20 protein-coding genes are annotated in these 24693 nt (G+C 61.8%); 13 read left to right on the top strand and 7 right to left on the bottom strand.

The genetic code is table 11. The annotated features are described in order from the left end of the window. Positions 1–126: 126 nt before the first annotated feature. The 3 genes from APH36_RS09775 to APH36_RS09765 form a co-directional block, all read right to left on the bottom strand. Entirely contained in the window at positions 127–2937 is a 2811-nt protein-coding gene (locus APH36_RS09775) for an FAD-binding and (Fe-S)-binding domain-containing protein (protein ID WP_060498457.1), read from the bottom strand. Between the two features lie 75 nt (positions 2938–3012). Next, on the bottom strand, positions 3013–4158 hold the full coding sequence (gene lldD / locus APH36_RS09770) for an FMN-dependent L-lactate dehydrogenase LldD (RefSeq protein ID WP_016712100.1): 1146 nt from the start codon (positions 4156–4158) through the stop codon (positions 3013–3015). 63 nt (positions 4159–4221) lie between these two features. After that, entirely contained in the window at positions 4222–5892 is a 1671-nt protein-coding gene (locus APH36_RS09765) for a lactate permease LctP family transporter (protein WP_060498456.1), read from the bottom strand. Between the two features lie 255 nt (positions 5893–6147). On the opposite strand from APH36_RS09765, the gene APH36_RS09760 reads away from it, so the two are divergent. Beyond that, entirely contained in the window at positions 6148–6915 is a 768-nt protein-coding gene (locus tag APH36_RS09760) for a GntR family transcriptional regulator (protein ID WP_060498455.1), read from the top strand. 70 nt (positions 6916–6985) lie between these two features. On the opposite strand, the gene smpB is transcribed toward APH36_RS09760, so the two are convergent. Continuing rightward, a complete protein-coding gene (gene smpB / locus APH36_RS09755) occupies positions 6986–7468 on the bottom strand; it encodes an SsrA-binding protein SmpB (RefSeq protein WP_012274261.1) in 483 nt (160 codons plus the stop codon). Between the two features lie 163 nt (positions 7469–7631). On the opposite strand from smpB, the gene APH36_RS09750 reads away from it, so the two are divergent. After that, the gene (locus tag APH36_RS09750; RefSeq protein WP_060498454.1) at positions 7632–8066 is read left to right on the top strand and encodes a type II toxin-antitoxin system RatA family toxin; all 435 of its coding nucleotides are present in this window, start codon (positions 7632–7634) and stop codon (positions 8064–8066) included. Between the two features lie 62 nt (positions 8067–8128). Here the strand turns inward: APH36_RS09750 and APH36_RS09745 are convergent, their stop codons facing one another. Then, complete coding sequence (locus tag APH36_RS09745; protein ID WP_060498453.1) at positions 8129–8665, bottom strand: outer membrane protein assembly factor BamE; 537 nt, start codon at positions 8663–8665, stop codon at positions 8129–8131. A gap of 97 nt (positions 8666–8762) precedes the next feature. On the opposite strand from APH36_RS09745, the gene fur reads away from it, so the two are divergent. Continuing rightward, positions 8763–9167, top strand: coding sequence for a ferric iron uptake transcriptional regulator (gene fur / locus APH36_RS09740; protein WP_012274258.1), 405 nt, complete (start codon positions 8763–8765; stop codon positions 9165–9167). A 77-nt stretch (positions 9168–9244) separates the two neighbouring features. On the opposite strand, the gene recN is transcribed toward fur, so the two are convergent. Beyond that, entirely contained in the window at positions 9245–10918 is a 1674-nt protein-coding gene (gene recN / locus APH36_RS09735; RefSeq protein ID WP_060498452.1) for a DNA repair protein RecN, read from the bottom strand. Between the two features lie 193 nt (positions 10919–11111). Here recN and grpE point away from each other — a divergent pair, with 193 nt between their 5' ends. The 8 genes from grpE (at position 11112) to APH36_RS09695 (ending at position 21529) form a co-directional block, all read left to right on the top strand. Then, the gene (gene grpE / locus APH36_RS09730; protein WP_060498451.1) at positions 11112–11669 is read left to right on the top strand and encodes a nucleotide exchange factor GrpE; all 558 of its coding nucleotides are present in this window, start codon (positions 11112–11114) and stop codon (positions 11667–11669) included. 101 nt (positions 11670–11770) lie between these two features. Continuing rightward, positions 11771–13696 carry a molecular chaperone DnaK gene (gene dnaK, locus APH36_RS09725; protein WP_060498450.1) on the top strand — a complete coding sequence of 642 codons (1926 nt, stop codon included), beginning with the start codon at positions 11771–11773 and terminating at the stop codon, positions 13694–13696. Between the two features lie 194 nt (positions 13697–13890). Then, positions 13891–15015, top strand: coding sequence for a molecular chaperone DnaJ (dnaJ, locus tag APH36_RS09720; protein ID WP_012274254.1), 1125 nt, complete (start codon positions 13891–13893; stop codon positions 15013–15015). A 13-nt stretch (positions 15016–15028) separates the two neighbouring features. Beyond that, the gene (gene dapB / locus APH36_RS09715; protein WP_016712092.1) at positions 15029–15832 is read left to right on the top strand and encodes a 4-hydroxy-tetrahydrodipicolinate reductase; all 804 of its coding nucleotides are present in this window, start codon (positions 15029–15031) and stop codon (positions 15830–15832) included. Between the two features lie 327 nt (positions 15833–16159). Continuing rightward, positions 16160–17296, top strand: a complete 1137-nt coding sequence (gene carA, locus APH36_RS09710) for a glutamine-hydrolyzing carbamoyl-phosphate synthase small subunit (protein WP_003249935.1) — start codon at positions 16160–16162, stop codon at positions 17294–17296. 105 nt (positions 17297–17401) lie between these two features. Next, entirely contained in the window at positions 17402–20623 is a 3222-nt protein-coding gene (carB, locus tag APH36_RS09705) for a carbamoyl-phosphate synthase large subunit (protein ID WP_060498449.1), read from the top strand. A 2-nt stretch (positions 20624–20625) separates the two neighbouring features. Then, the gene (gene greA, locus APH36_RS09700; protein WP_024717413.1) at positions 20626–21102 is read left to right on the top strand and encodes a transcription elongation factor GreA; all 477 of its coding nucleotides are present in this window, start codon (positions 20626–20628) and stop codon (positions 21100–21102) included. After that, entirely contained in the window at positions 21080–21529 is a 450-nt protein-coding gene (locus APH36_RS09695; protein WP_012053750.1) for a hypothetical protein, read from the top strand. The genes greA and APH36_RS09695 overlap by 23 nt, the downstream gene beginning before the upstream one ends. A gap of 12 nt (positions 21530–21541) precedes the next feature. Here the strand turns inward: APH36_RS09695 and yhbY are convergent, their stop codons facing one another. After that, positions 21542–21850 (bottom strand): ribosome assembly RNA-binding protein YhbY, encoded by a 309-nt coding sequence (yhbY, locus tag APH36_RS09690; protein ID WP_003249945.1) that lies wholly within the window; start codon positions 21848–21850, stop codon positions 21542–21544. Positions 21851–21952: 102 nt separating this feature from the next. On the opposite strand from yhbY, the gene rlmE reads away from it, so the two are divergent. Together rlmE and ftsH are read left to right on the top strand one after the other, a co-directional pair. Continuing rightward, positions 21953–22579, top strand: coding sequence for a 23S rRNA (uridine(2552)-2'-O)-methyltransferase RlmE (rlmE, locus tag APH36_RS09685; RefSeq protein WP_060498448.1), 627 nt, complete (start codon positions 21953–21955; stop codon positions 22577–22579). Between the two features lie 203 nt (positions 22580–22782). Further along, a complete protein-coding gene (ftsH, locus tag APH36_RS09680; protein ID WP_060498447.1) occupies positions 22783–24687 on the top strand; it encodes an ATP-dependent zinc metalloprotease FtsH in 1905 nt (634 codons plus the stop codon). Positions 24688–24693: the final 6 nt, after the last annotated feature.

The following is a 24693-nucleotide window of genomic DNA, read 5'->3' as shown; positions in this document are numbered from 1 at the left end:
GTAAGGTGGACTGTGGGGGATTGGCGAGGGTTCAATCGGGATGGTGGTGGGCTTTGGGTGTTTGTCTTTGGTTTTTTAGCGCCTGGTCGATCGAGCGCCGCCAACCTAACGGCGAACCCCTCCTGCCTAAATGCTGCGCGGCCGGGTGACGCGGTCTACCAGGTAGACAAGGCCGTGGTAGTCGATGCCGCTGTGGCTCGACAGGCCGATCTCGCAAGTGCGGCTGGTGGAGATGCCTTCGCTGCAATACTGCACCGCATCCTTCAGGCTGCGCAGGGAGTGGGCATTGAGTTCGGGGGTGGTGAAGCCTTTGTCGCCGGCAAAGCCGCAGCAGTGAATGCCTTCCGGGATCACCACCTGTTTGCTGCAGCGCCGCGCCAGGTCGATCAAAGCCTGGCTTTCGCCCAGGTGCTGCGTGCTGCACGTCACGTGTACAGCCACTGGCTCGTCCTGGGGGGTGAACTCCAGGCGGTCGAGCAGGTGGGTGCGGATGAAGCGCACGGGGTCGTACAGGTCCAGCCGTGTTTCGCCCAGGTCTTGCACCAGGCGCAGGGTGCAGGGGCTGGTGTCGCAGTAGATCGGATCAAGGCCGCCGCGGCTGGCGTGCAGCAGGGCGTTGATCAGTTCCTGGCGCTTGTGCTCAGCCTGTTCGGGGTAGCCCTTTGAGGCGAACGGCTGGCCGCAGCACAGGCTGTCGGCGTTGTCGGGGAACACCACCTGGTAGCCGGCCTTTTCCAGCAGGGCGCGGGTTTTGTCCAGCAGTGAACTTTGCTCGCGGTCGGCATAGGCCGGGCCCATCACCCGTGAAACACAGGCGGCCAGGTACACCACGCGGGGACGGGCGTCGTTGCTGGCCGGGCCGAAGTCCAGCGGGCGCAGCGGCTGTGGCATCGCGGGCGTCCACTGGGGCAGGCGGCCTTTGCTGGCTTTACTTAGCGAGGCGGTCAGGCGGCCCAGGCGGGGGGCGCCGAGTAGCTTGCGTGCGGTGTTGGCGGCGGTCAGGGTCAGGCGGGCGCCGCCCAGTGCGGTGTGGAAGTGCTCGGCCAGCCAGTCGGCGGTCGTGCCGTGGTCGGCAGCTTGGCTGCGCAGTTTTTTCACCAGTTCGCCGGTGTTGATGCCCACCGGGCAGCGCTGGGCGCACAGGCCGGTGGCGGCGCAGGTGTCGATGCCTTGGTACTGGTAGGTTTGCATCAGTTCGCGGGTGTCGATGCCGGCGCGCTGCTTGGCCTTGATGTCACGCCACATGACGATGCGCTGGCGCGGGCTGAGGGTCAGTCCCTTGGACGGGCACACCGGTTCGCAGAAGCCGCACTCGATGCACTTGTCGACGATTTCGTCGGCGGCAGGCAGCGGTTTGAGGTTCTTCAGGTGGATATCGGGGTCTTCGCTCAGCACCACGTCGGGGTTGAGGATGCCGTTGGGGTCGAGCAGGCGCTTGAGCGTCCACATCAGCTGGTAGGCGTCATGGCCCCACTCCAGCTCCACGAACGGCGCCATGTTGCGCCCTGTGCCGTGTTCGGCCTTCAGCGAGCCGCCGAACTCCACGGCCACCAGTTGCGCCACGTCGTCCATGAACGCCTGGTAACGGGCGATTTCTTCGGCACTGTTGAAGCCCTGGGTAAAGACGAAGTGCAGGTTGCCTTCCAGCGCGTGGCCGAAAATGATCGCCTCGTCATAGCGGTGCTTGTCGAACAGCTGGATCAGGCGGTTGACGCCTTCGGCCAGCTGCTCGATGGGGAAGGTCACGTCTTCGATGATGACCGTGGTGCCGGTCTGGCGCACGGCGCCGACAGCGGGGAAGGTGTCCTTGCGGATTTTCCACAGCTGGTTGTACACGGCCGGGTCTTCGCTGAAGTCCACCTGTTGTTCCAGCGGGAAATCGGCGATGGAGGCCATCACCTGTTGCAGTTGCTCGTGCAGCAGGCTCTGGCTGGCGGCGCGGGACTCGATCAGCAGGGCGCAGGCGTTGTCCGACAGGCCTTTTACCCACAGTGGCATGCCGGGCATGTTCTGCACCGAGCGCAGGCTGCGGCGGTCGAGCAGCTCCACGGCCGAAACCGGCTGGCGCTTGAGCACGGTGACCGCGCGGCAGCAGCTTTCGACACTGGGGAACACCAGCAGGGCACTGGCCTTGTGCGGGTGGTCGGGCACGGTGTCGTAGGTGACGGCGCTGATAAAGCCCAGCGTGCCTTCGGAACCCACCAACAGATGTTGCAGGATGTCCAGCGGCTGGTCGAAGTCCACCAGTGCGTTCAGCGACAGGCCGGTGGTGTTCTTCAGCCGGTATTTGTGCCGAATGCGGTCAGCCAGTGCCGTGTTGGCGCGGGTTTCGCGGCCCAGGCGGGCCAGCGCCTCCAGCAGGTCGGCATGGCTGCGTTCAAAGGCGGCTACGCTGGCCGGGTCTTCGCTGTCCAGGCGGGTGCCGTCGGCCAGCACCAGGCGCAGGCCGGCCAGGGTGTGGTAGGTGTTTTGCGCGGTGCCGCAGCACATGCCGCTGGCGTTGTTGGCGACGATGCCGCCGATCTTGCAGGCGTTGATCGAGGCAGGGTCCGGGCCGATCTTGCGCCCGAAGGGGGCCAGCCAGGCGTTGGCCTGGGCGCCGATGACGCCGGGTTGCAGGCGGATCTGCTCGCCCTGGCCGCGAATTTCTTTACCCCCCCAGCTATCGCCAAGCACGATCAGCACCGAGTCGGTGATGGCCTGGCCAGACAGGCTGGTGCCGGCGGCGCGGAAGGTGACCGGCACCCGCTCGCGCTGGGCCAGTTTGATCAGGCCGACCACTTCGTCTTCGGACTCGACACGCACCACCAGCTTGGGGATCAGCCGGTAGAAGCTGGCGTCGGTGCCAAAGGCCAGGGTGGAAGTGGGGTCGTCGAAGCGGCGTTCGGCGGGTATCAGGCGCTCGGCATCACGCAGGAACGCGGCGGGCAGGCTCATGCAATCTCCTCGCGGGGCCGTGGCGTCTGTGCGCCACATGCCCCGGGTCAATCAGGCGGTCGTTCTTGCAGGCGGTCAGGCGCCCAGTTCGCGTACCAGCGAGTCGCGGGTGATCTCGCTGATCGACTTGGCGCCGGTCAGCACCATGGCCACGCGCATTTCTTTCTCGAACAGCTCCAGCAGGTTTTTCACGCCGGCCTGGCCATGCACGGCCAAGGCGTAGAGGAAGGCGCGGCCGATCAGCACGGTGTCGGCGCCCAGGGCGATCATGCGCACCACGTCGAGGCCGCTGCGGATGCCGGAGTCAGCGAGAATCTTCAGGTCGCCTTTGACCGCGTCGGCAATCGCCGGCAGGGCGCGGGCACTGGACAGCACGCCATCGAGCTGGCGGCCGCCGTGGTTGGACACCACGATACCGTCGGCGCCGAACTTGACCGCATCGCGGGCGTCATCGGCGTCGAGGATGCCTTTGATGATCATCGGGCCGTCCCAGTACTCGCGGATCCACTCCAGGTCTTTCCAGGAGATGGACGGGTCGAAGTTGTTGCCCAGCCAGCCGATGTAGTCGGCAAGGCCGGTGGGGTTGCCACGGTACTTGGAGATGTTGCCCAGGTCATGCGGGCGGCCCATCACGCCCACGTCCCACGCCCACTCAGGGTGGGTCATGGCCTGCAGCACGCGGCGCAGCGGGCCGTTCTTGCCGCTCATGCCGGAATGGGCGTCGCGGTAGCGGGCGCCGGGTACGGGCATGTCGACGGTGAACACCAAGGTCTTGACCCCGGCGGCCTTGGCTCGCTCCAGCGCGTTGCGCATGAAGCCGCGGTCTTTCAGCACGTACAGCTGGAACCACATCGGCCGGTCGATGGCCGGGGCCACTTCTTCGATCGGGCACACCGACACCGTAGACATGGTAAACGGGATGCCGTGGGCCGCAGCCGCACGGGCTGCCTGCACCTCGCCACGGCGGGCGTACATGCCAGTGAGGCCGACCGGGGCCAGGGCCACGGGCATGCTCAGCGTTTCGTCGAACAGCTTGGTCTCAAGGCTGAGCTCGGACATGTTATTCAGCACGCGCTGGCGCAGGGCAATGCTGGCCAGGTCCGACACGTTGTGGCGCAGGGTGTGCTCGGCGTAGGCGCCGCCGTCGGCATAGTGGAACAGGAAAGGAGGCAGCTTGCGTTGGGCCGCGGCGCGATAGTCGGTAGAGGCAGAAATGATCATGGATTCTCGCAGCGTTGCTTGTGGGGAGTGCCGGGCGCGCGATGGCGCCCGGCCCCTTTCACTTTAGTGATGAACCAGCATGCCGGTCAGCCAGTAAGCCTGGATCAGGGTGATCAGGCCGACGATGGTGGCGAAGAACAGGCTGTGCTTGACGGTGAAGCGGAACAGGTCGGACTCCTTGCCCACCAGGCCGGTGGCGGCGCAGGCCACGGCGATCGATTGGGGCGAGATCATCTTGCCGGTCACGCCGCCGCTGGTGTTGGCGGCTACCAGCAGGGTGTCGTTGACCCCGATCTGGTGCGCGGTGGTGGCCTGCAGCGAGCTGAACAGGGCGTTGGACGACGTGTCGGAACCGGTCAGGAACACGCCCAGCCAGCCGAGGAACGGCGAGAAGAACGGGAACGCGGCGCCGGTGCCGGCCAGTACCAAGGCCATGGTCGAAGACATGCCCGAGTAGTTGGTGACGAAGGCGAAGGCCAGCACCATGCCGATCGACAGGATAGGCCAGCGCAGCTCCCAGAAGGTCTCTTTGAAAGTGGTCAGACCAGTTTTGAAGTTGATCTTCAGCACCGCCATGGAAATCAGCGCCGAGAGGAAGATCGCGGTGCCGGTGGCGGAGATCGGGTCGAGCTTGAATACCGCTGGCATGGCGGTTGGCGCGGCAACGATCGGTGCGGTCTTGATCACCAGCTGGTCGAGGTGCGGGATGGCGAAGTTGAACACGAAGTTGTACATCGCGCCGCCCGGGGCGAACGCTGCCTTGAACGGCTTCAGGGTCCAGAGGGTGACCAGCACGGTGAGGATCAGGAATGGCGACCAGGCCTTGAAGATCTCGCCAAAGCTGTACGGGCTAGGCTGGCTGCCGCTTGGCTCCACAACCGCTGCGCCGACGCTGCCCTTGGCTTCGCTGAACGAACGCTTGGGCTGCCAGACTTTCAGGAACAGAGTCAGGGCGATCAGGCTGGCCAGGGCCGAGGTGATGTCGGGCAGTTCCGGGCCGATGAAGTTCGATGTGAAGTACTGGGTGACGGCGAAGCTCAGGCCGGCGACCAGGGCGGCAGGCCAGGTTTCTTTCACGCCACGCAGGCCGTCCATCATGAACACCAGCCAGAACGGCACGAACAGCGACAGCAGCGGCAGCTGGCGGCCGGTCATGGCGCCGATGTGGAAGGCGTCGATGCCGGTGACCTGGCCGGCCACGATGATCGGGATACCCAAGGCACCAAAGGCTACCGGTGCGGTGTTGGCGATCAGACACAGGCCGGCGGCGTACAGCGGATTGAAGCCCAGGCCCACCAGCAGCGCGGCAGTGATTGCCACCGGTGCGCCAAAGCCCGCCGCACCTTCCAGGAAGGCGCCGAAGCAGAAGCCGATCAGCAGCACTTGCAGGCGCTGGTCGTCGGTAATCGACAGCACCGAGCTGCGGATCACTTCGAACTGGCCGCTCTTGACCGTGAGTTTGTACAGGAACACCGCGGCAACGATGATCCAGGCAATTGGCCAGAGGCCATAGAGGAAACCATAACCCGCGGCGGCGAAAGCCATGTCGACAGGCATCTGGAAGGCGAAGATGGCCACCAGGATCGACAACGCGAGGGTGATGCTGCCGGCTACGTGGCCTTTAAGGCGGAACACGGCGAGGGCAAGGAAGAAGAACACGATGGGAATGACCGCCGCCAGTGCGGACAGGCCAAGACTACCAAGCGGGCTATAGAGTTGTTGCCAGGTTTGCATATGGGGTGGCCCCTAATTGTTGTTGGTCAGCACTGGCATTGGATAATTGGTAAGACCAATTTACAATGGCTGGACGCTAGGTTAAAAGCGCTGTCGTGGGTGTGTCAATTTGTCCCGTGCAAAACTTTGGTCGCGTGCCGATGAGCGGGCACCTGATGTGCTGGGAAAATCGCGGCTTGATGGGTGTTTGCGCGGACTGGATCGGCGAGAATAGGCGCCCCCTGAAATTTGCCGGGGGTTTGTGGAGAGCATGTGATGGTTTTTGATCAGGTCCGCCAACGGCGCCTGTCCGACGACATTGTCGATCGTCTGGAAGGGATGATTCTGGAAGGTACGCTGACCTCGGGGCAGCGGCTGCCGGCCGAGCGTGCCCTTGCCGAACAGTTCGGCGTGTCCCGCCCGTCACTGCGTGAGGCAATCCAGAAACTGGTGGCCAAGGGGCTGCTGGTCAGCCGTCAGGGCGGGGGCAATTTTGTTGCCGAGTCGTTGGGGTCCACCTTCAGCGACCCGTTGCTGCAGTTGCTAGAGCACAGCGCCGAGGCCCAGCGTGATTTGCTTGAGTTCCGCCACACGCTGGAGGCGTCCTGCGCCTATTACGCTGCCCAGCGTGCCACCGAGCTGGACCGGGCGCGGTTGAAGGCGGCCTTCGATGCACTGCAGGACTGCTATGCCCGGGTTGATGAAGTGACCCGTGCGGAAGAGGGCGCTGCCGATGCAAGCTTCCACCTGGCAATTGCCGAGGCCAGCCACAACGCGGTGTTGCTGCATACCATCCGAGGGCTGTTCGACCTGCTCAAGCGCAACGTGGTGACCAACATTGGTGGCATGTACCAGCAACGCACTGAGACCCGGGACATGTTGATCAGTCAGCACCGGGAGCTGTACCTGGCGATTGTCGAGGGCAGGGCGGAGGATGCTCGGGAGGTGTCCAGCCGGCACATTTTGTATGTGCAGGAGGTGCTGGAAGAGGCGCATGAGGAAGCGCAGCGCGTGGCGCGGGCGGAGCGGCGGAGCGGGCGCTGAGATTTGTCTGGGCAGTGCTGGCCTCTTCGCGGGTAAACCCGCGAAGAGGCTGGAACAGGCTAAAGACTAATTAGTCTTCTTTGCCTTTGTTCCGCACAGCCCGCTGCAGCTCGCGGTTGGAATCGCGTTCGCGCATGGTGTCGCGCTTGTCGAATTCCTTCTTGCCCTTGCCCAATGCGATTTCGCACTTGATCAGGTGCTTGCTCCAGTACAGCGCCAAAGCTACGCAGGTGTAGCCTTTTTGCGCCACGGCGGCCTCCAGGCGCTCCAGCTCACGCTTGTTCAGCAGCAGCTTGCGGGTGCGGATGGGGTCGGCGATGACGTGGGTGCTGGCGGTGGTCAGCGGGGTGATGTGGCTGCCGAACAGCCAGGCTTCACCGTCCTTGAGCAGCACGTAGCTGTCCGTCAGGTGTGCCTTGCCGGCGCGCAGGCTTTTTACTTCCCAGCCGGACAGGACCAGCCCGGCCTCGAACTTGTGTTCGATGAAGTAATCGTGTCGCGCTTTTTTATTCTGCGCGATGGTCCCGGTCGGATGTTTTTTTTGCTTAGCCATAGGGGCGGCATTATAGGCAAGTCCGCGCGTCGTCCGCTATGGGATTTCGGTGTGCTTGAGCCACTGGAATGAATACCGGACAATACAAACCCTGTCATACGCACAGAACCTGTTTTCGGCACGCTGCGAAGCGCCGCCACCCAGCCTTGGAAGTGACGCCTGGATGACTACCCATATTCAACGCTCTGCCCTGCTGCCATACCCCGCCCAGGCGCTCTACGATCTGGTCAACGATGTGGCCAGCTACCCTGAGTTTCTGCCGTGGTGCTCGGCCTCGACGGTAATGGAAGCCAGCGAGACGCATATGCGCGCCAGGCTCGAAGTGGCCAAGGGGGGCATGAGCCAGCACTTCGTCACGCGTAACGTGCTGGTACCGGGGCAGTCCATCGAGATGAACCTCGAAGAAGGGCCGTTCACCCAGCTGCATGGTGTGTGGGTGTTCAAGCCGCTCGGTGAAAAGGCCTGCAAGATCAGCCTCGACCTGTCCTTCGACTATGCTGGGCCGATTGTGCGCGCCACGTTAGGCCCGCTGTTCAACCAGGCGGCCAACACCTTGGTTGATGCTTTCTGCCAGCGGGCCAAGCAGCTGAATGCCTGATTAAGCCAGCGAAAATAAAAAGCCCGGAACACGTCCGGGCTTTTTTGTGCCTGCTGGCCCGATTAGCGGGTTTCCAGCGGTGCAGGGGTCGGGACCGGGGTGGTCTCGATGGTGTCGATTTCGCGCTGGATGGACTCTTCGGTCGAGCCAGGCTTGGCTGGTTTTTCCGCGGGCTGCGCGGCTGGCTGTTCGGCCTGGCCAGGCTCGGTGGCCGGGCTGACCGTGGTGTCGCTGCTGCCGCCGAGGATTTCCTGGTCGCGGCTGACACCTGGCATGAAGTCGCCAGACAGGCTGACCAGCTGGTCGCTTTCGTTGAAGAACACGCTCATGCGTTCTTGCTGACGTTTACCGCCACCTGGCTGCAGGCTGTACAGGTAGTCCCAACGGTTGGTGTTGAAGGTGTCCTGAATCAGCGGGTTGCCCATGATAAACCTTACTTGCCGTCGGGTCATTCCGGGGCGTAATTGGTCTATCATGTCTTGCGTTACGACATTGCCCTGCTGGATGTCGATTTTGTAAACCCCGGGAAACGAGCAACCGGCGAGTGCGAGCAGTCCCGCGAGGGCGAGGCTGTTTAGCAAGAGCTTGGTGTTTTGCATCGGTGGGCGACTTCCACTATCTTGGCTGGACAACGTAAACCCCGATCATACCCGTATTAAGAGAAGCTGCGAAGCAGCATCGGCGAGAAAGCTGACCATGGTTGAAAATAGCGAATTGCGCAAAGCCGGTCTCAAGGTGACCCTGCCTCGAGTCAAGATCCTTCAGATGCTCGACTCCACCGAGCAGCGTCACATGAGCGCCGAAGATGTCTACAAGGCGCTGATGGAGGCAGGCGAGGACGTAGGCCTGGCCACTGTCTATCGCGTACTGACCCAGTTCGAAGCGGCGGGCCTGGTGGTTCGCCACAACTTCGACGGCGGCCACGCCGTGTTCGAGTTGGCCGATGGTGGTCACCACGACCACATGGTGAACGTGGATACCAGTGAAGTCATCGAGTTCATGGACGCCGAAATCGAGAAGCGCCAGCGCGAGATCGTGGCCGAGCATGGCTACGAGCTGGTGGACCACAATCTGGTCCTGTATGTGCGTAAGAAGAAGTAACGATTTTTATCGTTATGAATGGCAAAGGCGACCCTAGGGTCGCCTTTGTGCTTTTGGAGGAGCCGAACAAGAATGGGTCAGGCTTTGCCGCTCACGACCATCTTGCGCGCATGCGCCAGGGATTCTTTGGTCAGGTCGATGCCGCCTAGCATTCGCGCCACTTCCTCGACCCGCTCACGCTTGCCCAGGCTGGCCACGGCGGTGTGTGTGGTATCGCTGTTGCGCACCTTGTGCACGAACAGGTGGTGATGCCCTTGCGCAGCCACCTGTGGCAGGTGGGTTACGGTCAATACTTGCCCGCGCTCGCCCAGGCGGCGCAGCAGTTGGCCGACAATTTCGGCGGTAGGGCCGCCGATGCCCACGTCGACTTCGTCGAACACCAGGGTAGGAATGCGTGATGTCTGCGCGGTGATCACTTGAATCGCCAGGCTGATACGCGACAGTTCGCCCCCCGAGGCTACCTTTGCCAGCCCTTTGAGCGGTTGGCCGGGGTTGGCGCTGACCAGCAGTTCGATCTGCTCCAGGCCGTGAGGCGACAGGTCTGAGCCTTCGTTGGGTGTCAGTTCGATGCAGAAGCGCCCACCAGGCATGCCCAGGCGTTGGATTTCTTGCTCCACCGCGCCTGCCAGCTGCTGCGCCGCTTGCTGGCGCAGGCCGCTGAGTTCGCGAGCCTTCTCTTTATAGTGCTGGGCGAAGGCGGCAAGCTCTTCGCCCAATCGTTCGATTGACTCGTCGCTGGCGTTCAGGCCTTCGATCTCTTCCATCAGCTGCTGCTGCAGATGAGGCAGCTCGGTGGGCTGCACGCGATGTTTGCGCGCCAGCGTATAGATGGTGTCGAGGCGTTCTTCCAAGGCTTGCAGGCGCATAGGGTCGGCGTCGAAGTTGTCGAGGAAGCGGTTGAGCTCGCCCACGGCTTCTTCTACCTGGATCTGCGCGCTGGCAATCAGGTTGGCTGCTTCACCCAGGGCTTTGGGTGAGTGGGTGGCTGCACCCAGCCGGTTGAGGCTGGAGGTGAGGGCGCTCAGCACGTTGCCCGAATCGCTTTCGCTGCACTGATCAATAACCTGGCGGCAGATGCCGAACAGCGCTTCGGCGCTGGTCAGGTTCTTGTGCTCCTGCTCCAGGTGTTCCAGTTCGTGTTCACCCAGGCCAAGGTTGTCCAGCTCTTCCAGTTGGTAGCTCAGCAACTGGTGTCGGGCGCGCTGCTCATCGCCTGAGTTGGACAGGCGTTCCAGCTCCAGGCGCGTCTGGGTCCAGCGCTTGGCCGCCAGTTGCACCTGGCGGGCCAGGTCGACGGCACCCGCGTACTCGTCGAGCAGGCGGCGGTGAGTATCGGTCTTGAGCAGCGACTGGTGTTCGTGCTGGCTGTGGATATCGATCAGCAGTTCGCCCAGCGCCTTGAGGTCGCCGAGCGGGCAGGGCGTGCCGTTGATGTAGCCGCGGCTACGGCCTTCGGCGGTGATGACCCGGCGCAGGATGCACAGGCCGTCGTTGTCCAGGTCGCGTTCGGTCAGCCAGGCATGGGCCTCGGGAATGTCCACCAGGTCGAAGGTGGCGAGGATGTCCGCCTTGTCGGTGCCGGGGCGCACCACGCCGCTGTCGGCCCGGTCGCCCAGGGCAAGGCCGAGGGCGTCGAGCATGATCGATTTGCCGGCACCGGTCTCGCCGGTGATGACGGACATGCCGCGGGCAATTTCGAGGTCGAGGTGCTCGACGATGGCGTAGTTGTGAATGGACAGGTGCACCAGCATGGGGGGCGGCTCCCGAAAGTCAGGTCTGGTTATTTATACAGTACTTTTTTCAGGCCTGCCAATGCTCCTTGGCAGATTCTGTTACTGCCCGGAAAACCACCTTGCCCCTTGAAGCTGGTTTTTCCGGCCCCATATAGCCGACATCCAAGGCGAGCCTGGCTCGCAGTCCACAAAATTGCGCAGGAGAGACCCCATGGCTGACGAACAGCTGAACGAAAAAGACCTTAACGTTGAAGAAACCGGTGCAGAAACCACTGCAGATGCCCGTGTTCTGGAACTCGAGGAGCAGCTGGCCGCCGCCAAGGATCAGTCGCTGCGTGTCGCTGCGGAAGCGCAGAACAGCATTCGTCGCGCTGAGCAGGAAGTCGACAAGGCCCGCAAGTTCGCCCTGGAGAAATTCTCCAGCGACCTGCTGCCGGTGATCGATAGCCTGGAGCTGGCCCTGGCGCACTCCAGTGCCGAGGATGAGCACGTCAAGCAGATCCGTGAAGGCGTCGAGCTGACCTTGAAGATGTTCCAGGACACCCTCAAGCGCTACAACCTCGAAGTTGTCGATCCGCACGGCCAGCCATTCAATCCTGACCACCATCAGGCCATGGCCATGCAGGAAAACGCTGAAGTAGAGCCAAACAGCGTGCTGAACGTGTTCCAGAAGGGTTACCTGTTGAACGGCCGCCTGCTGCGCCCCGCCATGGTGGTGGTCAGCAAGGCGCCGAGCGCGGCGCAACCCTCGATCAATGAAAAGGCTTGAAATCCATCGGGGCATCCCCATCTAGGTGTCAAGCCTTCAAGTATTACCGCAGTTGGCCAAAGTAGTCGCTGCTACCAAATTCAAGTTTCGGGAGAGTTAACATGGGCAAAATCATCGGTATCGACCTGGGGACCACCAACTCGTGCGTCTCCGTTCTGGAAAACGGTAACGTCAAGGTGATCGAAAACGCCGAGGGTGCGCGTACCACCCCTTCGATCGTGGCCTACGCCAACGATGGCGAAATCCTGGTTGGCCAGTCGGCCAAGCGCCAGGCCGTCACCAACCCGCACAACACCCTGTTCGCAGTGAAGCGCCTGATCGGCCGCCGCTTCGAAGAAGACGTCGTGCAGAAAGACATCAAGCTGGTGCCGTACAAGATCGTCAAGGCCAATAACGGCGACGCTTGGGTGCAGGCCAGCGGCAAGGACATGGCACCGCCGCAGATCAGCGCCGAAGTCCTGAAAAAAATGAAGAAAACCGCCGAAGACTACCTCGGCGAGCCAGTCACCGAAGCGGTCATCACCGTTCCGGCCTACTTCAACGACAGCCAGCGTCAGGCCACCAAAGACGCCGGCCGTATCGCTGGTCTGGACGTAAAACGTATCATCAACGAGCCGACCGCCGCTGCGCTGGCCTACGGCATGGACAAGGCCAAGGGCGACCACACCGTCATCGTTTATGACCTGGGTGGCGGTACCTTCGACGTGTCGGTCATCGAGATCGCCGAAGTCGACGGTGAGCACCAGTTCGAAGTACTGGCCACCAACGGTGACACCTTCCTGGGTGGTGAAGACTTCGACATGCGCCTGATCGACTACCTCGTCGACGAGTTCAAGAAAGAGTCCGGCATGGACCTGAAGAACGATCCGCTGGCTCTGCAGCGCCTGAAAGAAGCTGCTGAAAAGGCCAAGATCGAGCTGTCGTCCGCCCAGTCGACCGACGTCAACCTGCCGTACATCACTGCAGACGCCACCGGTCCGAAGCACCTGAACGTGAAGATCTCCCGCGCCAAGCTGGAGTCGCTGGTCGAAGACCTGGTCAACCGTACCATCGAGCCTTGCCGCATCGCCCTGAAAGACGCTGGCATCGATGCCAGCAAGATCGACGACGTGATCCTGGTCGGTGGCCAGACCCGTATGCCGCTGGTGCAGAAAGCCGTTGCTGACTTCTTTGGTAAAGAAGCTCGCAAGGACGTCAACCCGGACGAAGCCGTTGCCATGGGTGCTGCCATCCAGGGCGCCGTTCTGGCTGGTGACGTGAAAGACGTACTGCTGCTGGACGTCAGCCCGCTGACCCTGGGCATCGAAACCATGGGTGGCGTGATGACTTCGCTGATCGAGAAGAACACCACCATCCCGACCAAGAAGTCGCAGGTGTTCTCGACTGCCGACGACAACCAGGGCGCCGTGACCATTCACGTGCTGCAAGGTGAGCGTAAGCAGGCTGCGCAGAACAAGTCGCTGGGCAAATTCGACCTGGCCGACATTCCGCCAGCGCCGCGTGGCGTGCCGCAAATCGAAGTCACCTTCGACATCGACGCCAACGGCATCCTGCACGTTAGCGCCAAAGACAAGGCCACCGGCAAGTCGCAGTCGATCGTGATCAAGGCCAACTCCGGCCTGTCGGACGACGAAATCGAGCGCATGGTGCGTGACGCCGAGGCCAACGCCGAGGAAGACCGCAAGTTCGAAGAGCTGGCTGCTGCCCGTAATCAGGGTGATGCGCTGGTTCACTCGACCCGCAAGATGGTCGCTGATGCAGGTGACAAGGTTACCGCTGAAGAGAAAACCGCCATCGAGGCTGCCGTTGTTGCCCTGGAAGCCGCTGTCAAAGGCGACGACAAGGCCGCAATCGATGCCAAGGTTGAAGAGCTGTCCAAGGTCTCTGCCCCGGTTGCCCAGAAGATGTACGCCGAGCAGTCGGCTGAGCAGCCTCAAGGTGGCGCGCAGCAGGCCGAGCCGGAAGCCAAGCACGATGACGTGGTTGACGCCGAGTTCGAAGAAGTGAAAGACAACAACAAGCAGTAATCCCTGCATGTTGTCGGCCAGTTCACCGCCGTTTGGCGGTGAGCTGGTAGGATGTCGCCGCGCGGGGGCTTGCTCCCGCGTTGGCGTATCTGGAATTCGAGAATTTTTACAGTATCTGTCAGAGCCCCTGGAGGGGCGGCAGGTGCTGATGGCGCGGCGCAGATGCCAGACGCCCAACAAGGTGCAAATGACCTATGTCCAAGCGTGATTACTATGAGGTTCTGGGTGTCGAGCGCGGCGCCAGCGAAGCTGACCTCAAAAAGGCTTACCGCCGACTGGCGATGAAGTACCACCCGGACCGCAACCCGGGCGATAAAGAGTCGGAAGACAAGTTCAAAGAGGCCAACGAGGCCTACGAAGTGCTGTCTGATGCCAGCAAGCGTGCGGCGTTCGACCAGTACGGCCATGCCGGCGTAGACCCAAGCATGGGTGGCGGCGGTGCTGGTTTCGGCGGCGCCAACTTCTCCGACATCTTCGGCGATGTATTCAGCGACTTCTTCGGTGGTGGCCGTGGTGGTGGTCGTGGCGGTGCCCAGCGTGGCAGCGACCTGCGCTACACACTGGAGCTGAACCTGGAAGAAGCGGTGCGTGGTACCACCGTGAGCATCCGCGTACCTACCCTGGTCAACTGCCAGCCTTGCGATGGTTCCGGCGCCAAGAAGGGCTCGACTCCATCGACTTGCCCGACTTGCGGTGGCATCGGCCAGGTGCGCATGCAGCAAGGTTTCTTCTCGGTGCAACAGACCTGCCCGCGCTGCCATGGCCAGGGCAAGATCATCACCGACCCATGCACTTCATGCCACGGCGAAGGCCGGGTCGAGGAATACAAGACGCTGTCGGTCAAAGTGCCGGCGGGCGTCGATACGGGCGACCGCATCCGCCTGTCTGGCGAGGGCGAGGCGGGTACCCATGGTGGCCCGACCGGCGACCTGTATGTGGTGATCAGTGTGCGTGAGCACGAGATCTTCCAGCGTGATGGCAAGCACTTGTATTGCGAGGTGCCGATCAGCTACACCGATGCTGCCCTGGGTGGCGAGCTGGAAGTGCCGACCCTGGATGGCCGCGTGAAGCTGAAAATTCCGGAAGGTACCCAGACCGGCAAGCAGTTCCGCCTGCGTGGCAAGGGTGTGGCGCCGGTGCGTGGCGGTGGTGCGGGTGACCTGCTGTGCCGTGTGGCGGTGGAAACCCCGGTCAACCTCAGCCGTCGCCAGCGCGAGCTGCTGGAAGAACTGCGTGACTCGCTGGAAGGCGACAGCTCCCACTCGCCCAAGGCCAGTGGCTGGTTCGATGGCGTGAAGCGCTTCTTCGGCGATCTCTGACAAGGAAAAGGCTATGCGACGTATTGCAGTGATGGGCGCGGCGGGGCGGATGGGCAAGACCCTTATCGAAGCCGTGCAACAAACGCCGGGTGCTGGGTTGACGGCGGCGATCGATCGCCCTGACAGCTCGCTCGTTGGGGCCGATGCTGGAGAGCTGGCGGCGCTTGGTCGGATTGGTGTGTTGTTGTCTGACGATCTGGCCAAGGTCGCCGACGAATTCGACGTGCTGATCGACTTCACTCACCCTTCGGTGACCCTGAAAAACCTCGCATTCTGCCGCAAGCACGGCAAGGCGATGATCATCGGTACCACCGGTTTTACGGTTGAAGAAAAGCAGTTGCTGGCTGAGGCAGGTAAGGACATTCCAATTGTGTTCGCCGCCAACTTCAGCGTGGGAGTGAACCTTAGCCTCAAGCTGCTTGATCTGGCCGCTCGGGTGTTGGGCGATGATGTCGATATCGAGATCATCGAGGCGCATCACCGCCACAAAGTCGATGCCCCGTCGGGTACGGCGCTGCGCATGGGTGAAGTGGTTGCCAACGCGCTGGGCCGAGACCTGCAGGAAGTGGCCGTGTATGGCCGTGAAGGGCAGACGGGTGCACGTGATCGCAAGACGATCGGTTTCGCCACCGTGCGTGCCGGCGATGTGGTGGGTGATCACACCGTGCTGTTCGCGGCAGAAGGCGAGCGCCTTGAGATTACTCATAAAGCTTCCAGCCGCATGACCTTCGCCAAGGGGGCTGTACGTGCAGCGCTGTGGCTGGATGGGCGCGAGCCTGGGCTGTATGACATGCAGGATGTGCTTGAACTGCATTAAGCAGCTCGAGCGGTGTTGGCTTCTTCGCGGGCTTGCCCGCTCCCACAGGTATTGCACAAGCCTGAGGGTTTGTGGGGCCCCTGTGGGAGCGGGCGAGCCCGCGAAGAAGCCAGCGCCAATGTCAGCCTGTCGCAATCTTGTGTTTTAGAGACACATCCGCGGTAGACCCAAAACGCACTTTTCTGTAAGCTACAGCTTTAGTGTGTCCACTAAAAGCGCGCAGCGAATTGAATTCAGCACATGAAAGCGGGGTGACGTGTCCATACGTCACTCCGCTTTTTTGCAACCTGCGATCGCCCTTTCATGCTTGATTTACGGGAGGTCTTCTTGACAAAGCCAGCCATACTCGCCCTTGCCGACGGCAGTATTTTCCGCGGTGAAGCTATCGGTGCCGACGGTCAGACCGTTGGTGAGGTGGTATTCAACACCGCTATGACCGGCTACCAGGAAATCCTTACAGACCCTTCCTACGCGCAGCAAATCGTTACCCTGACCTACCCGCACATCGGCAACACCGGCACCACGCCGGAAGATGCCGAGTCGAACCGTGTCTGGTCCGCTGGCCTGGTCATCCGTGACCTGCCGCTGCTGGCCAGCAACTGGCGTAACACCCAGTCGCTGCCTGAGTACCTCAAGGCCAACAACGTCGTTGCCATCGCCGGCATCGACACCCGTCGCCTGACCCGAATCCTGCGTGAAAAGGGCGCTCAGAACGGTTGCATCCTCGCCGGTGACAACATCAGCGAAGAAGCCGCCATCGCCGCCGCCCGCGGCTTCCCGGGCCTGAAGGGCATGGACCTGGCCAAGGTCGTTTCCACCAAGGAACGCTACGAGTGGCGCTCCAGCGTGTGGGAGCTGAAAACCGACAGCCACCCGACCATCGACGCGGCCGACCTGCCGTACCACGTGGTTGCCTTCGACTACGGCGTCAAGCTGAACATCCTGCGCATGCTGGTGGCCCGTGGCTGCCGCGTGACTGTGGTACCAGCCCAGACCCCGGCCAGCGAAGTGCTGGCACTCAACCCGGACGGCGTGTTCCTCTCCAACGGCCCTGGTGACCCTGAGCCGTGCGACTACGCGATCCAGGCGATCAAGGAAATCCTCGAAACCGAGATCCCGGTATTCGGCATCTGCCTCGGCCACCAGTTGCTGGCCCTGGCTTCCGGCGCCAAGACCGTGAAAATGGGCCACGGTCACCACGGTGCCAACCACCCGGTCCAGGACCTGGACACCGGCGTGGTCATGATCACCAGCCAGAACCACGGCTTTGCCGTTGACGAGGCCACCCTGCCGGGCAACGTCCGCGCCATTCACAAGTCGCTGTTCGACGGCACCCTGCAGGGTATCGAGCGCACCGACAAGAGCGCGTTCAGCTTCCAGGGCCACCCTGAAGCGAGCCCAGGCCCGACCGACGTCGCGCCACTGTTCGATCGTTTCACCGATGCCATGGCCAAGCGCCGCTGAGCATCCTGCTTCAAGGCCCCGGGCCGGCTCGCGCCGCGCCCGGAAGCGCCTGACCCAGATTGTTCAAAGCGGCTTGCCGACTGACCCCGGATTTGAGTGACAACCATGCCAAAACGTACAGACATCAAAAGCATCCTGATTCTTGGCGCTGGCCCGATCGTGATCGGCCAGGCCTGCGAATTCGACTACTCCGGCGCCCAGGCTTGTAAAGCCCTGCGCGAGGAAGGTTTCCGCGTCATCCTGGTGAACTCCAACCCAGCCACCATCATGACCGACCCGGCCATGGCCGACGCTACCTACATCGAGCCGATCAAGTGGCAGTCGGTGGCCAAGATCATCGAGAAAGAGCGCCCGGACGCCGTCCTGCCGACCATGGGTGGCCAGACCGCACTGAACTGCGCCCTGGACCTGGAGCGCCACGGCGTTCTGGAGAAGTTCGGCGTAGAGATGATCGGTGCCAACGCCGACACCATCGACAAAGCCGAAGACCGTTCGCGCTTCGACAAGGCCATGAAAGACATCGGCCTGGAGTGCCCGCGCTCCGGTATCGCCCACAGCATGGAAGAGGCCAACGCGGTTCTCGAGAAGCTGGGCTTCCCATGCATCATTCGTCCATCGTTCACCATGGGCGGCACTGGCGGTGGTATCGCCTACAACCGTGAAGAGTTCGAAGAAATCTGCACCCGTGGTCTGGACTTGTCGCCGACCAAAGAGCTGCTGATCGACGAATCGCTGATCGGCTGGAAAGAGTACGAGATGGAAGTGGTCCGCGACAAAAAGGACAACTGCATCATCGTCTGCTCGATCGAGAACTTCGACCCGATGGGCGTGCACACCGGTGACTCGATCACCGTTGCTCCGGCACAGACCTTGACCGACAAGGAATACCAGATCATGCGCAACGCCTCGCTGGCGGTGCTGCGTGAAATCGGTGTTGAAACCGGCGGTTCCAACGTGCAGTTCGGTATTTGCCCGAACACCGGCCGCATGGTCGTGATCGAGATGAACCCACGCGTGTCGCGTTCCTCGGCACTGGCCTCCAAGGCTACCGGCTTCCCGATCGCCAAGATCGCTGCCAAGCTGGCCATTGGTTACACCCTCGACGAACTGCAGAACGACATCACCGGCGGCCGCACCCCGGCGTCCTTCGAGCCGTCGATCGACTACGTCGTCACCAAGCTGCCACGCTTCGCCTTCGAGAAATTCCCGAAAGCCGACGCCCGCCTGACCACCCAGATGAAATCCGTGGGTGAAGTCATGGCCATCGGCCGTACCTTCCAGGAATCCCTGCAGAAAGCCCTGCGCGGCCTTGAAGTCGGTGCCTGCGGCCTCGACCCGAAAGTCGACCTGGCCAGCCCGGAAGCTGCCAGCATCCTCAAGCGCGAGCTGACTGTGCCGGGTGCCGAGCGTATCTGGTACGTGGCTGACGCCATGCGTTCCGGCATGACCATCGAGCAAATCTTCGAACTGACCGGCATCGACCTGTGGTTCCTGGTGCAGATGGAAGACCTGATCAAGGAAGAAGAGAAGGTCAAGACCCTGGCCCTGTCGGCGATCGACAAGGACTACATGCTGCGCCTCAAGCGCAAGGGCTTCTCGGACCAGCGTCTGGCCAAGCTGCTGGGCATCACCGACAAGAACCTGCGCCGTCACCGTCACAAGCTGGAAGTGTTCCCGGTGTACAAGCGCGTCGACACCTGCGCCGCCGAGTTCGCCACCGACACCGCCTACCTGTACTCCACCTACGAGGAAGAGTGCGAGGCCAACCCGTCGACCCGCGACAAGATCATGATCCTGGGCGGTGGCCCGAACCGTATCGGTCAAGGTATCGAGTTCGACTACTGCTGCGTACACGCCGCACTGGCGCTGCGTGAAGACGGTTACGAGACCATCATGGTCAACTGCAACCCGGAAACCGTCTCCACCGACTATGACACCTCCGACCGCCTGTACTTCGAGCCGCTGACCCTGGAAGACGTGCTGGAAGTTTGCCGCGTCGAGAAGCCGAAAGGCGTGATCGTGCACTACGGCGGCCAGACTCCGCTGAAACTGGCCCGTGCCCTGGAAGAAGCCGGCGTACCGATCATCGGTACCAGCCCGGACGCCATCGACCGCGCCGAAGACCGTGAGCGTTTCCAGCAGATGGTTCAGCGCCTGAACCTGCTGCAGCCGCCAAACGCCACCGTACGCAGCGAAGAAGAAGCCATCAGCGCTGCTGGCGCCATCGGTTACCCGCTGGTGGTGCGCCCGTCGTACGTGCTGGGTGGCCGCGCCATGGAAATCGTCTACGAACTGGACGAGCTCAAGCGCTACCTGCGTGAAGCCGTACAGGTGTCCAACGACAGCCCGGTACTGCTCGACCACTTCCTCAACTGCGCCATCGAGATGGACGTGGATGCCGTGTGCGACGGTACCGATGTGGTGATCGGCGCAATCATGCAGCACATCGAGCAGGCTGGTGTTCACTCCGGTGACTCGGCGTGCTCGCTGCCACCTTACTCGCTGAGCAAGGAAGTGCAGGACGAAGTTCGCGTACAGGTCAAGAAAATGGCCCTGGAGCTGGGTGTCGTCGGCCTGATGAACGTGCAGCTGGCCCTGCAGGGCGACAAGATCTACGTGATCGAAGTCAACCCGCGCGCCTCGCGTACCGTGCCGTTCGTGTCCAAATGCATCGGCACTTCCCTGGCCATGATCGCCGCCCGCGTGATGGCTGGCAAAACCCTGAAAGAGCTGGGCTTCACCCAGGAAATCATCCCGAACTTCTACAGCGTCAAGGAAGCCGTCTTCCCGTTCGCCAAGTTCCCGGGGGTTGACCCGATCCTCGGCCCTGAGATGAAATCGACCGGTGAAGTCATGGGCGTGGGTGACAGCTTCGGTGAAGCCTTCGCCAAGGCCCAGATGGGTGCCAGCGAAGTGCTGCCGACCGGCGGTACCGCGTTCATCAGCGTGCGTGACGACGACAAGCCACAAGTGGCTGGCGTTGCCCGCGACCTGATCGCCCTGGGCTTCGAAGTGGTTGCAACTGCTGGCACCGCCAAGGTTATCGAAGCGGCTGGCCTGAAAGTGCGCCGTGTGAACAAGGTGACCGAAGGTCGCCCGCACGTGGTCGACATGATCAAGAACGACGAAGTGTCGCTGATCATCAACACCACCGAAGGCCGCCAGTCGATCGCCGATTCCTACTCGATTCGTCGCAATGCGCTGCAGCACAAGATTTACTGCACCACCACCATTGCTGCCGGTGAAGCCATCTGCGAAGCGCTGAAGTTTGGTCCGGAAAAGACCGTTCGTCGCTTGCAAGATCTGCATGCAGGACTGAAAGCATGAGCATTACCAAGTACCCGATGACCGTCCAGGGCGCTCGCGCCCTGGAAGAGGAGCACCTGTTCCTGAGCAAGACCGAGCGCCCGCGCCTGAGCCAGGCAATCGGCGAAGCGCGCGAACTGGGCGACCTCAAGGAAAACGCCGAATACCATGCAGCCCGCGAAGAGCAGGGCATGGTCGAGGCGCGTATCCGCGATATCGAAGGCCGCCTGCAGAACTCGGTGGTGATTGATGTGACCACTATCCCTCACACCGGCAAGGTGATTTTCGGTACCACCGTGGTACTGGCCAACACCGAAACCGATGAAGAGGTGACCTACCAGATCGTCGGCGAGGATGAAGCCGACGTGAAACAGGGCAAGCTCTCGAGCGGTGCGCCGATTGCCCGTGCCATCATCGGCAAGGAAGAAGGTGATACTGTCGTCGTCAAGACGCCTAGCGGCACGGTCGAGTACGAGATTGTCGAAGTCAAGCACATCTGACCGGCGCCTGCGGGCGCCATCCCTCGAGGGGATCCTCTGGCAGCTGGCCCAGGTTTTCTGGGTCGGTGGCCTGTGGGTTTTTCATGTAGGGCTGGTGCCTGCGCTCAAGGTCAGTGGCCTGGCGCCGCTGCTGGTGCAGGATATCGCCGGGCAGATCGACCGCTGGTTGATCGGTGTGGCGTTGCTTGGCTTGTTGACCCAGCTGGCAGTGCTGGCAAGGGTGGACGGCCTGGCGGCCTGGTGGAGGCAGTTCCGTGGCCAGATGCTATTGCTCGGCTTCGGCGCCTGCGTGGGGTACTACACCTTGCGCTACGGTATTTCCGTGGGCGAGCGCTGGCAGATGTTCTGCTTCCTGGTACTGGGCTTTTCCGGCATCGTGCTGGTGGCCCAGCCGGTGCCGGTCAGGGCGCGTTCGCCGCGCCACTGACCGGAGCCACCGTTACTTGTAGCGGTGGATGTTGGACAGCTGCTTGTTCGGCTGTGGATTCTTGCGGTAGATCAGGGCTTTCTTGCCAATGGTCTGCACCAGCTCGGCACGGCCAGCCTTGCACAGCTCGGCAATGGTTTCGGCGCGTTCTTCGCGGTCTTCCGAGCGAATCTCGACCTTGATCAGTTCATGGTCGACCAGCGCGCGTTCCAGTTCGGCGATGACGCCTTCATTCAAACCGTTGCCAGCAACGATCAGGACCGGCTTCAGGTCATGACCAATGGACTTGTATTGCTTCTTCTGCTCGTTATTGAGCGGCATAATCTGACCCTTTCCGTCTGATTCTGTAAAATTGACGGGCATTTTACCCGAGGGCCACCGGCTCCGCCCAGTCAATCACGACGCATATCATCGAGGTGCCCCGTGGTACAACGTTCCAAAAGCAGCGCAAACTGGCTGCGAGAGCATTTCAACGATCCTTTTGTGAAACAGGCGCAGAAGGATGGCTACCGCTCGCGTGCGAGCTACAAACTGCTTGAGATCCAGAAAAAAGACCGCCTGATCCGTCCAGGCATGAGCGTAATCGATCTCGGTGCGGCCCCGGGGGGCTGGTCGCAGGTGACCAGTCGTCTGATTGGTGGCCAGGGCCGGCTGATCGCGTCCGACATCCTGGAAATGGACTCGATCGCCGACGTGACCTTCATCCAGGGCGATTTCACCCACGACGAAGTCCTGCAGCGCATTCTCGAAGCGGTCGGTGATTCGCACGTAGACCTTGTGATTTCCGACATGGCCCCCAATATGAGTGGTACGCCTGCGGTGGACATACCGCGCGCCATGTTCCTCTGCGAGCTGGCCCTCGATCTGGCGACCCGCGTGCTCAAGCCCGGCGGCGACTTCCTGATCAAGATTTTCCAGGGCGAAGGTTTTGACGTGTACCTGAAGGACGTGCGCAGCAAGTTCGACAAGGTGCAGATGCGCAAGCCGTCGTCGTCGCGGGATCGTTCCCGTGAGCAGTACCTGTTGGGCAGGGGCTTCAAAGGGGCGTGAAAGGTGTGAAGCGGGGTGGCCGATAGTTAATTCCAATCGGCCACTGCGTCAGGATTGTCCGAACTTCGTGTAGTCTAGCTTTCACAAAGGGTTACAGACGGTGCCTGCGGCTGCGTGGGTAATGTAGTAAGTTAGGGCGATGAATATCATGCGAGGCACGGCTGCGTCGTGCGCCGGCCTCAGAGGGTAGCGAATTGAACGACATGGCAAAGAATCTGATCCTGTGGTTGATCATCGCAGCTGTCCTGGTGACAGTGATGAACAACTTCTCCAGCCCTAACGAGCCGCAGACCCTCAACTACTCCGACTTCATCCAGCAGGTCAAGGATGGCAAGGTCGAGCGTGTGACCGTCGACGGCTACATCATTACCGGCAAGCGCGCCGACGGCGACAACTTCAAGACCGTGCGCCCGGCCATTACCGACAATGGCCTGATCGGTGACCTGGTCGATAACCACGTCATCATCGAAGGCAAGCAGCCAGAGCAGCAGAGCATCTGGACGCAACTGCTGGTGGCCAGCTTCCCGATCCTGGTCATCATTGCCGTGTTCATGTTCTTCATGCGCCAGATGCAAGGCGGTGCGGGCGGCAAGGGCGGGCCGATGAGCTTTGGCAAGAGCAAGGCGCGCCTGCTATCCGAAGACCAAGTCAAGACCACGCTGGCCGATGTTGCCGGCTGCGACGAGGCCAAGGAAGAAGTTGGCGAGCTGGTCGAGTTCCTGCGTGATCCGGGCAAATTCCAGCGTCTGGGCGGCCGCATTCCGCGCGGTGTGTTGATGGTAGGTCCGCCAGGTACCGGTAAGACCCTGCTGGCTAAGGCAATTGCCGGCGAAGCGAAAGTACCGTTCTTCACCATTTCCGGTTCGGACTTCGTGGAAATGTTCGTAGGTGTCGGTGCCAGCCGTGTGCGCGACATGTTCGAGCAGGCCAAGAAGCATGCCCCGTGCATCATCTTCATCGACGAGATCGACGCTGTGGGTCGCCACCGTGGCGCCGGCATGGGCGGCGGTCACGACGAGCGTGAGCAAACCCTCAACCAGTTGCTGGTAGAGATGGACGGCTTCGAAATGAACGATGGCATCATCGTCATCGCTGCTACCAACCGACCGGACGTACTCGACCCGGCGCTGCTTCGTCCTGGTCGTTTCGATCGCCAGGTGGTAGTAGGCCTGCCAGACATCCGCGGTCGCGAACAGATCCTCAAGGTGCACATGCGCAAAGTGCCGGTCGGCGAAAACGTCAACCCGGCGGTCATTGCTCGTGGTACTCCTGGCTTCTCCGGTGCTGACCTGGCCAACCTGGTCAACGAAGCCTCGCTGTTTGCCGCACGCTCCAACAAGCGCCTGGTCGAAATGAAAGAGTTCGAGCTGGCCAAGGACAAGATCATGATGGGCGCCGAGCGCAAGACCATGGTCATGTCCGAGAAAGAAAAGCGCAACACGGCCTACCACGAGGCTGGCCACGCCATTGTTGGTCGCCTGGTGCCTGAGCACGACCCGGTCTACAAGGTTTCCATCATTCCGCGCGGTCGCGCCCTGGGTGTGACCATGTTCCTGCCGGAAGAAGACCGCTACAGCCTGTCCAAGCGTGCGCTGATCAGCCAGATCTGCTCGCTGTACGGTGGCCGTATCGCCGAAGAAATGACCCTGGGCTTCGATGGCGTCACTACCGGTGCGTCCAACGACATCATGCGTGCCAGCCAGATCGCGCGGAACATGGTTACCAAATGGGGACTGTCCGAGAAGCTCGGGCCGCTGATGTACGCTGAAGAAGACGGTGAGGTGTTCCTCGGTCGTAGCGCCGGCAGCCAGCACGCCAGTGTTTCTGGCGAGACTGCCAAGCTGATCGACTCCGAGGTGCGCAGCATCATTGATCAGTGCTACGCCACAGCCAAGCAGTTGCTGATCGACAACCGCGACAAGCTCGAAGCGATGACCGAAGCACTGATGAAGTATGAGACCATCGATTCCGATCAGATCGACGACATCATGGCTGGGCGTACGCCGCGTGAACCGCGTGACTGGGACGATGACAAGGATTCGGGCACGCCTGCCGCCCAGAATGACCGTCCGGAATCGCCAATCGGCGGCCCAGCAGCTCAACACTAAGGGCAT

Source organism: Pseudomonas sp. NBRC 111133 (assembly GCF_001320605.1).
Classification (GTDB): Bacteria; Pseudomonadota; Gammaproteobacteria; order Pseudomonadales; family Pseudomonadaceae; genus Aquipseudomonas; species Aquipseudomonas monteilii.
This window is presented reverse-complemented; position numbering and strand designations above follow the sequence as displayed.

Coding starts and splice junctions, on each gene's coding strand:
- APH36_RS09750 (WP_060498454.1), top strand. CDS start 7,632: ATGACTACCCATATTCAACGCTCTGCCCTGCTGCCATACCCCGCCCAG.
- fur (WP_012274258.1), top strand. CDS start 8,763: ATGGTTGAAAATAGCGAATTGCGCAAAGCCGGTCTCAAGGTGACCCTG.
- recN (WP_060498452.1), bottom strand. CDS start 10,918: ATGCTGGTGCACCTGTCCATTCACAACTACGCCATCGTCGAGCACCTC.
- APH36_RS09760 (WP_060498455.1), top strand. CDS start 6,148: ATGGTTTTTGATCAGGTCCGCCAACGGCGCCTGTCCGACGACATTGTC.
- APH36_RS09745 (WP_060498453.1), bottom strand. CDS start 8,665: ATGCAAAACACCAAGCTCTTGCTAAACAGCCTCGCCCTCGCGGGACTG.
- dnaK (WP_060498450.1), top strand. CDS start 11,771: ATGGGCAAAATCATCGGTATCGACCTGGGGACCACCAACTCGTGCGTC.
- dapB (WP_016712092.1), top strand. CDS start 15,029: ATGCGACGTATTGCAGTGATGGGCGCGGCGGGGCGGATGGGCAAGACC.
- carB (WP_060498449.1), top strand. CDS start 17,402: ATGCCAAAACGTACAGACATCAAAAGCATCCTGATTCTTGGCGCTGGC.
- yhbY (WP_003249945.1), bottom strand. CDS start 21,850: ATGCCGCTCAATAACGAGCAGAAGAAGCAATACAAGTCCATTGGTCAT.
- ftsH (WP_060498447.1), top strand. CDS start 22,783: ATGGCAAAGAATCTGATCCTGTGGTTGATCATCGCAGCTGTCCTGGTG.
- lldD (WP_016712100.1), bottom strand. CDS start 4,158: ATGATCATTTCTGCCTCTACCGACTATCGCGCCGCGGCCCAACGCAAG.
- smpB (WP_012274261.1), bottom strand. CDS start 7,468: ATGGCTAAGCAAAAAAAACATCCGACCGGGACCATCGCGCAGAATAAA.
- APH36_RS09775 (WP_060498457.1), bottom strand. CDS start 2,937: ATGAGCCTGCCCGCCGCGTTCCTGCGTGATGCCGAGCGCCTGATACCC.
- APH36_RS09765 (WP_060498456.1), bottom strand. CDS start 5,892: ATGCAAACCTGGCAACAACTCTATAGCCCGCTTGGTAGTCTTGGCCTG.
- grpE (WP_060498451.1), top strand. CDS start 11,112: ATGGCTGACGAACAGCTGAACGAAAAAGACCTTAACGTTGAAGAAACC.
- dnaJ (WP_012274254.1), top strand. CDS start 13,891: ATGTCCAAGCGTGATTACTATGAGGTTCTGGGTGTCGAGCGCGGCGCC.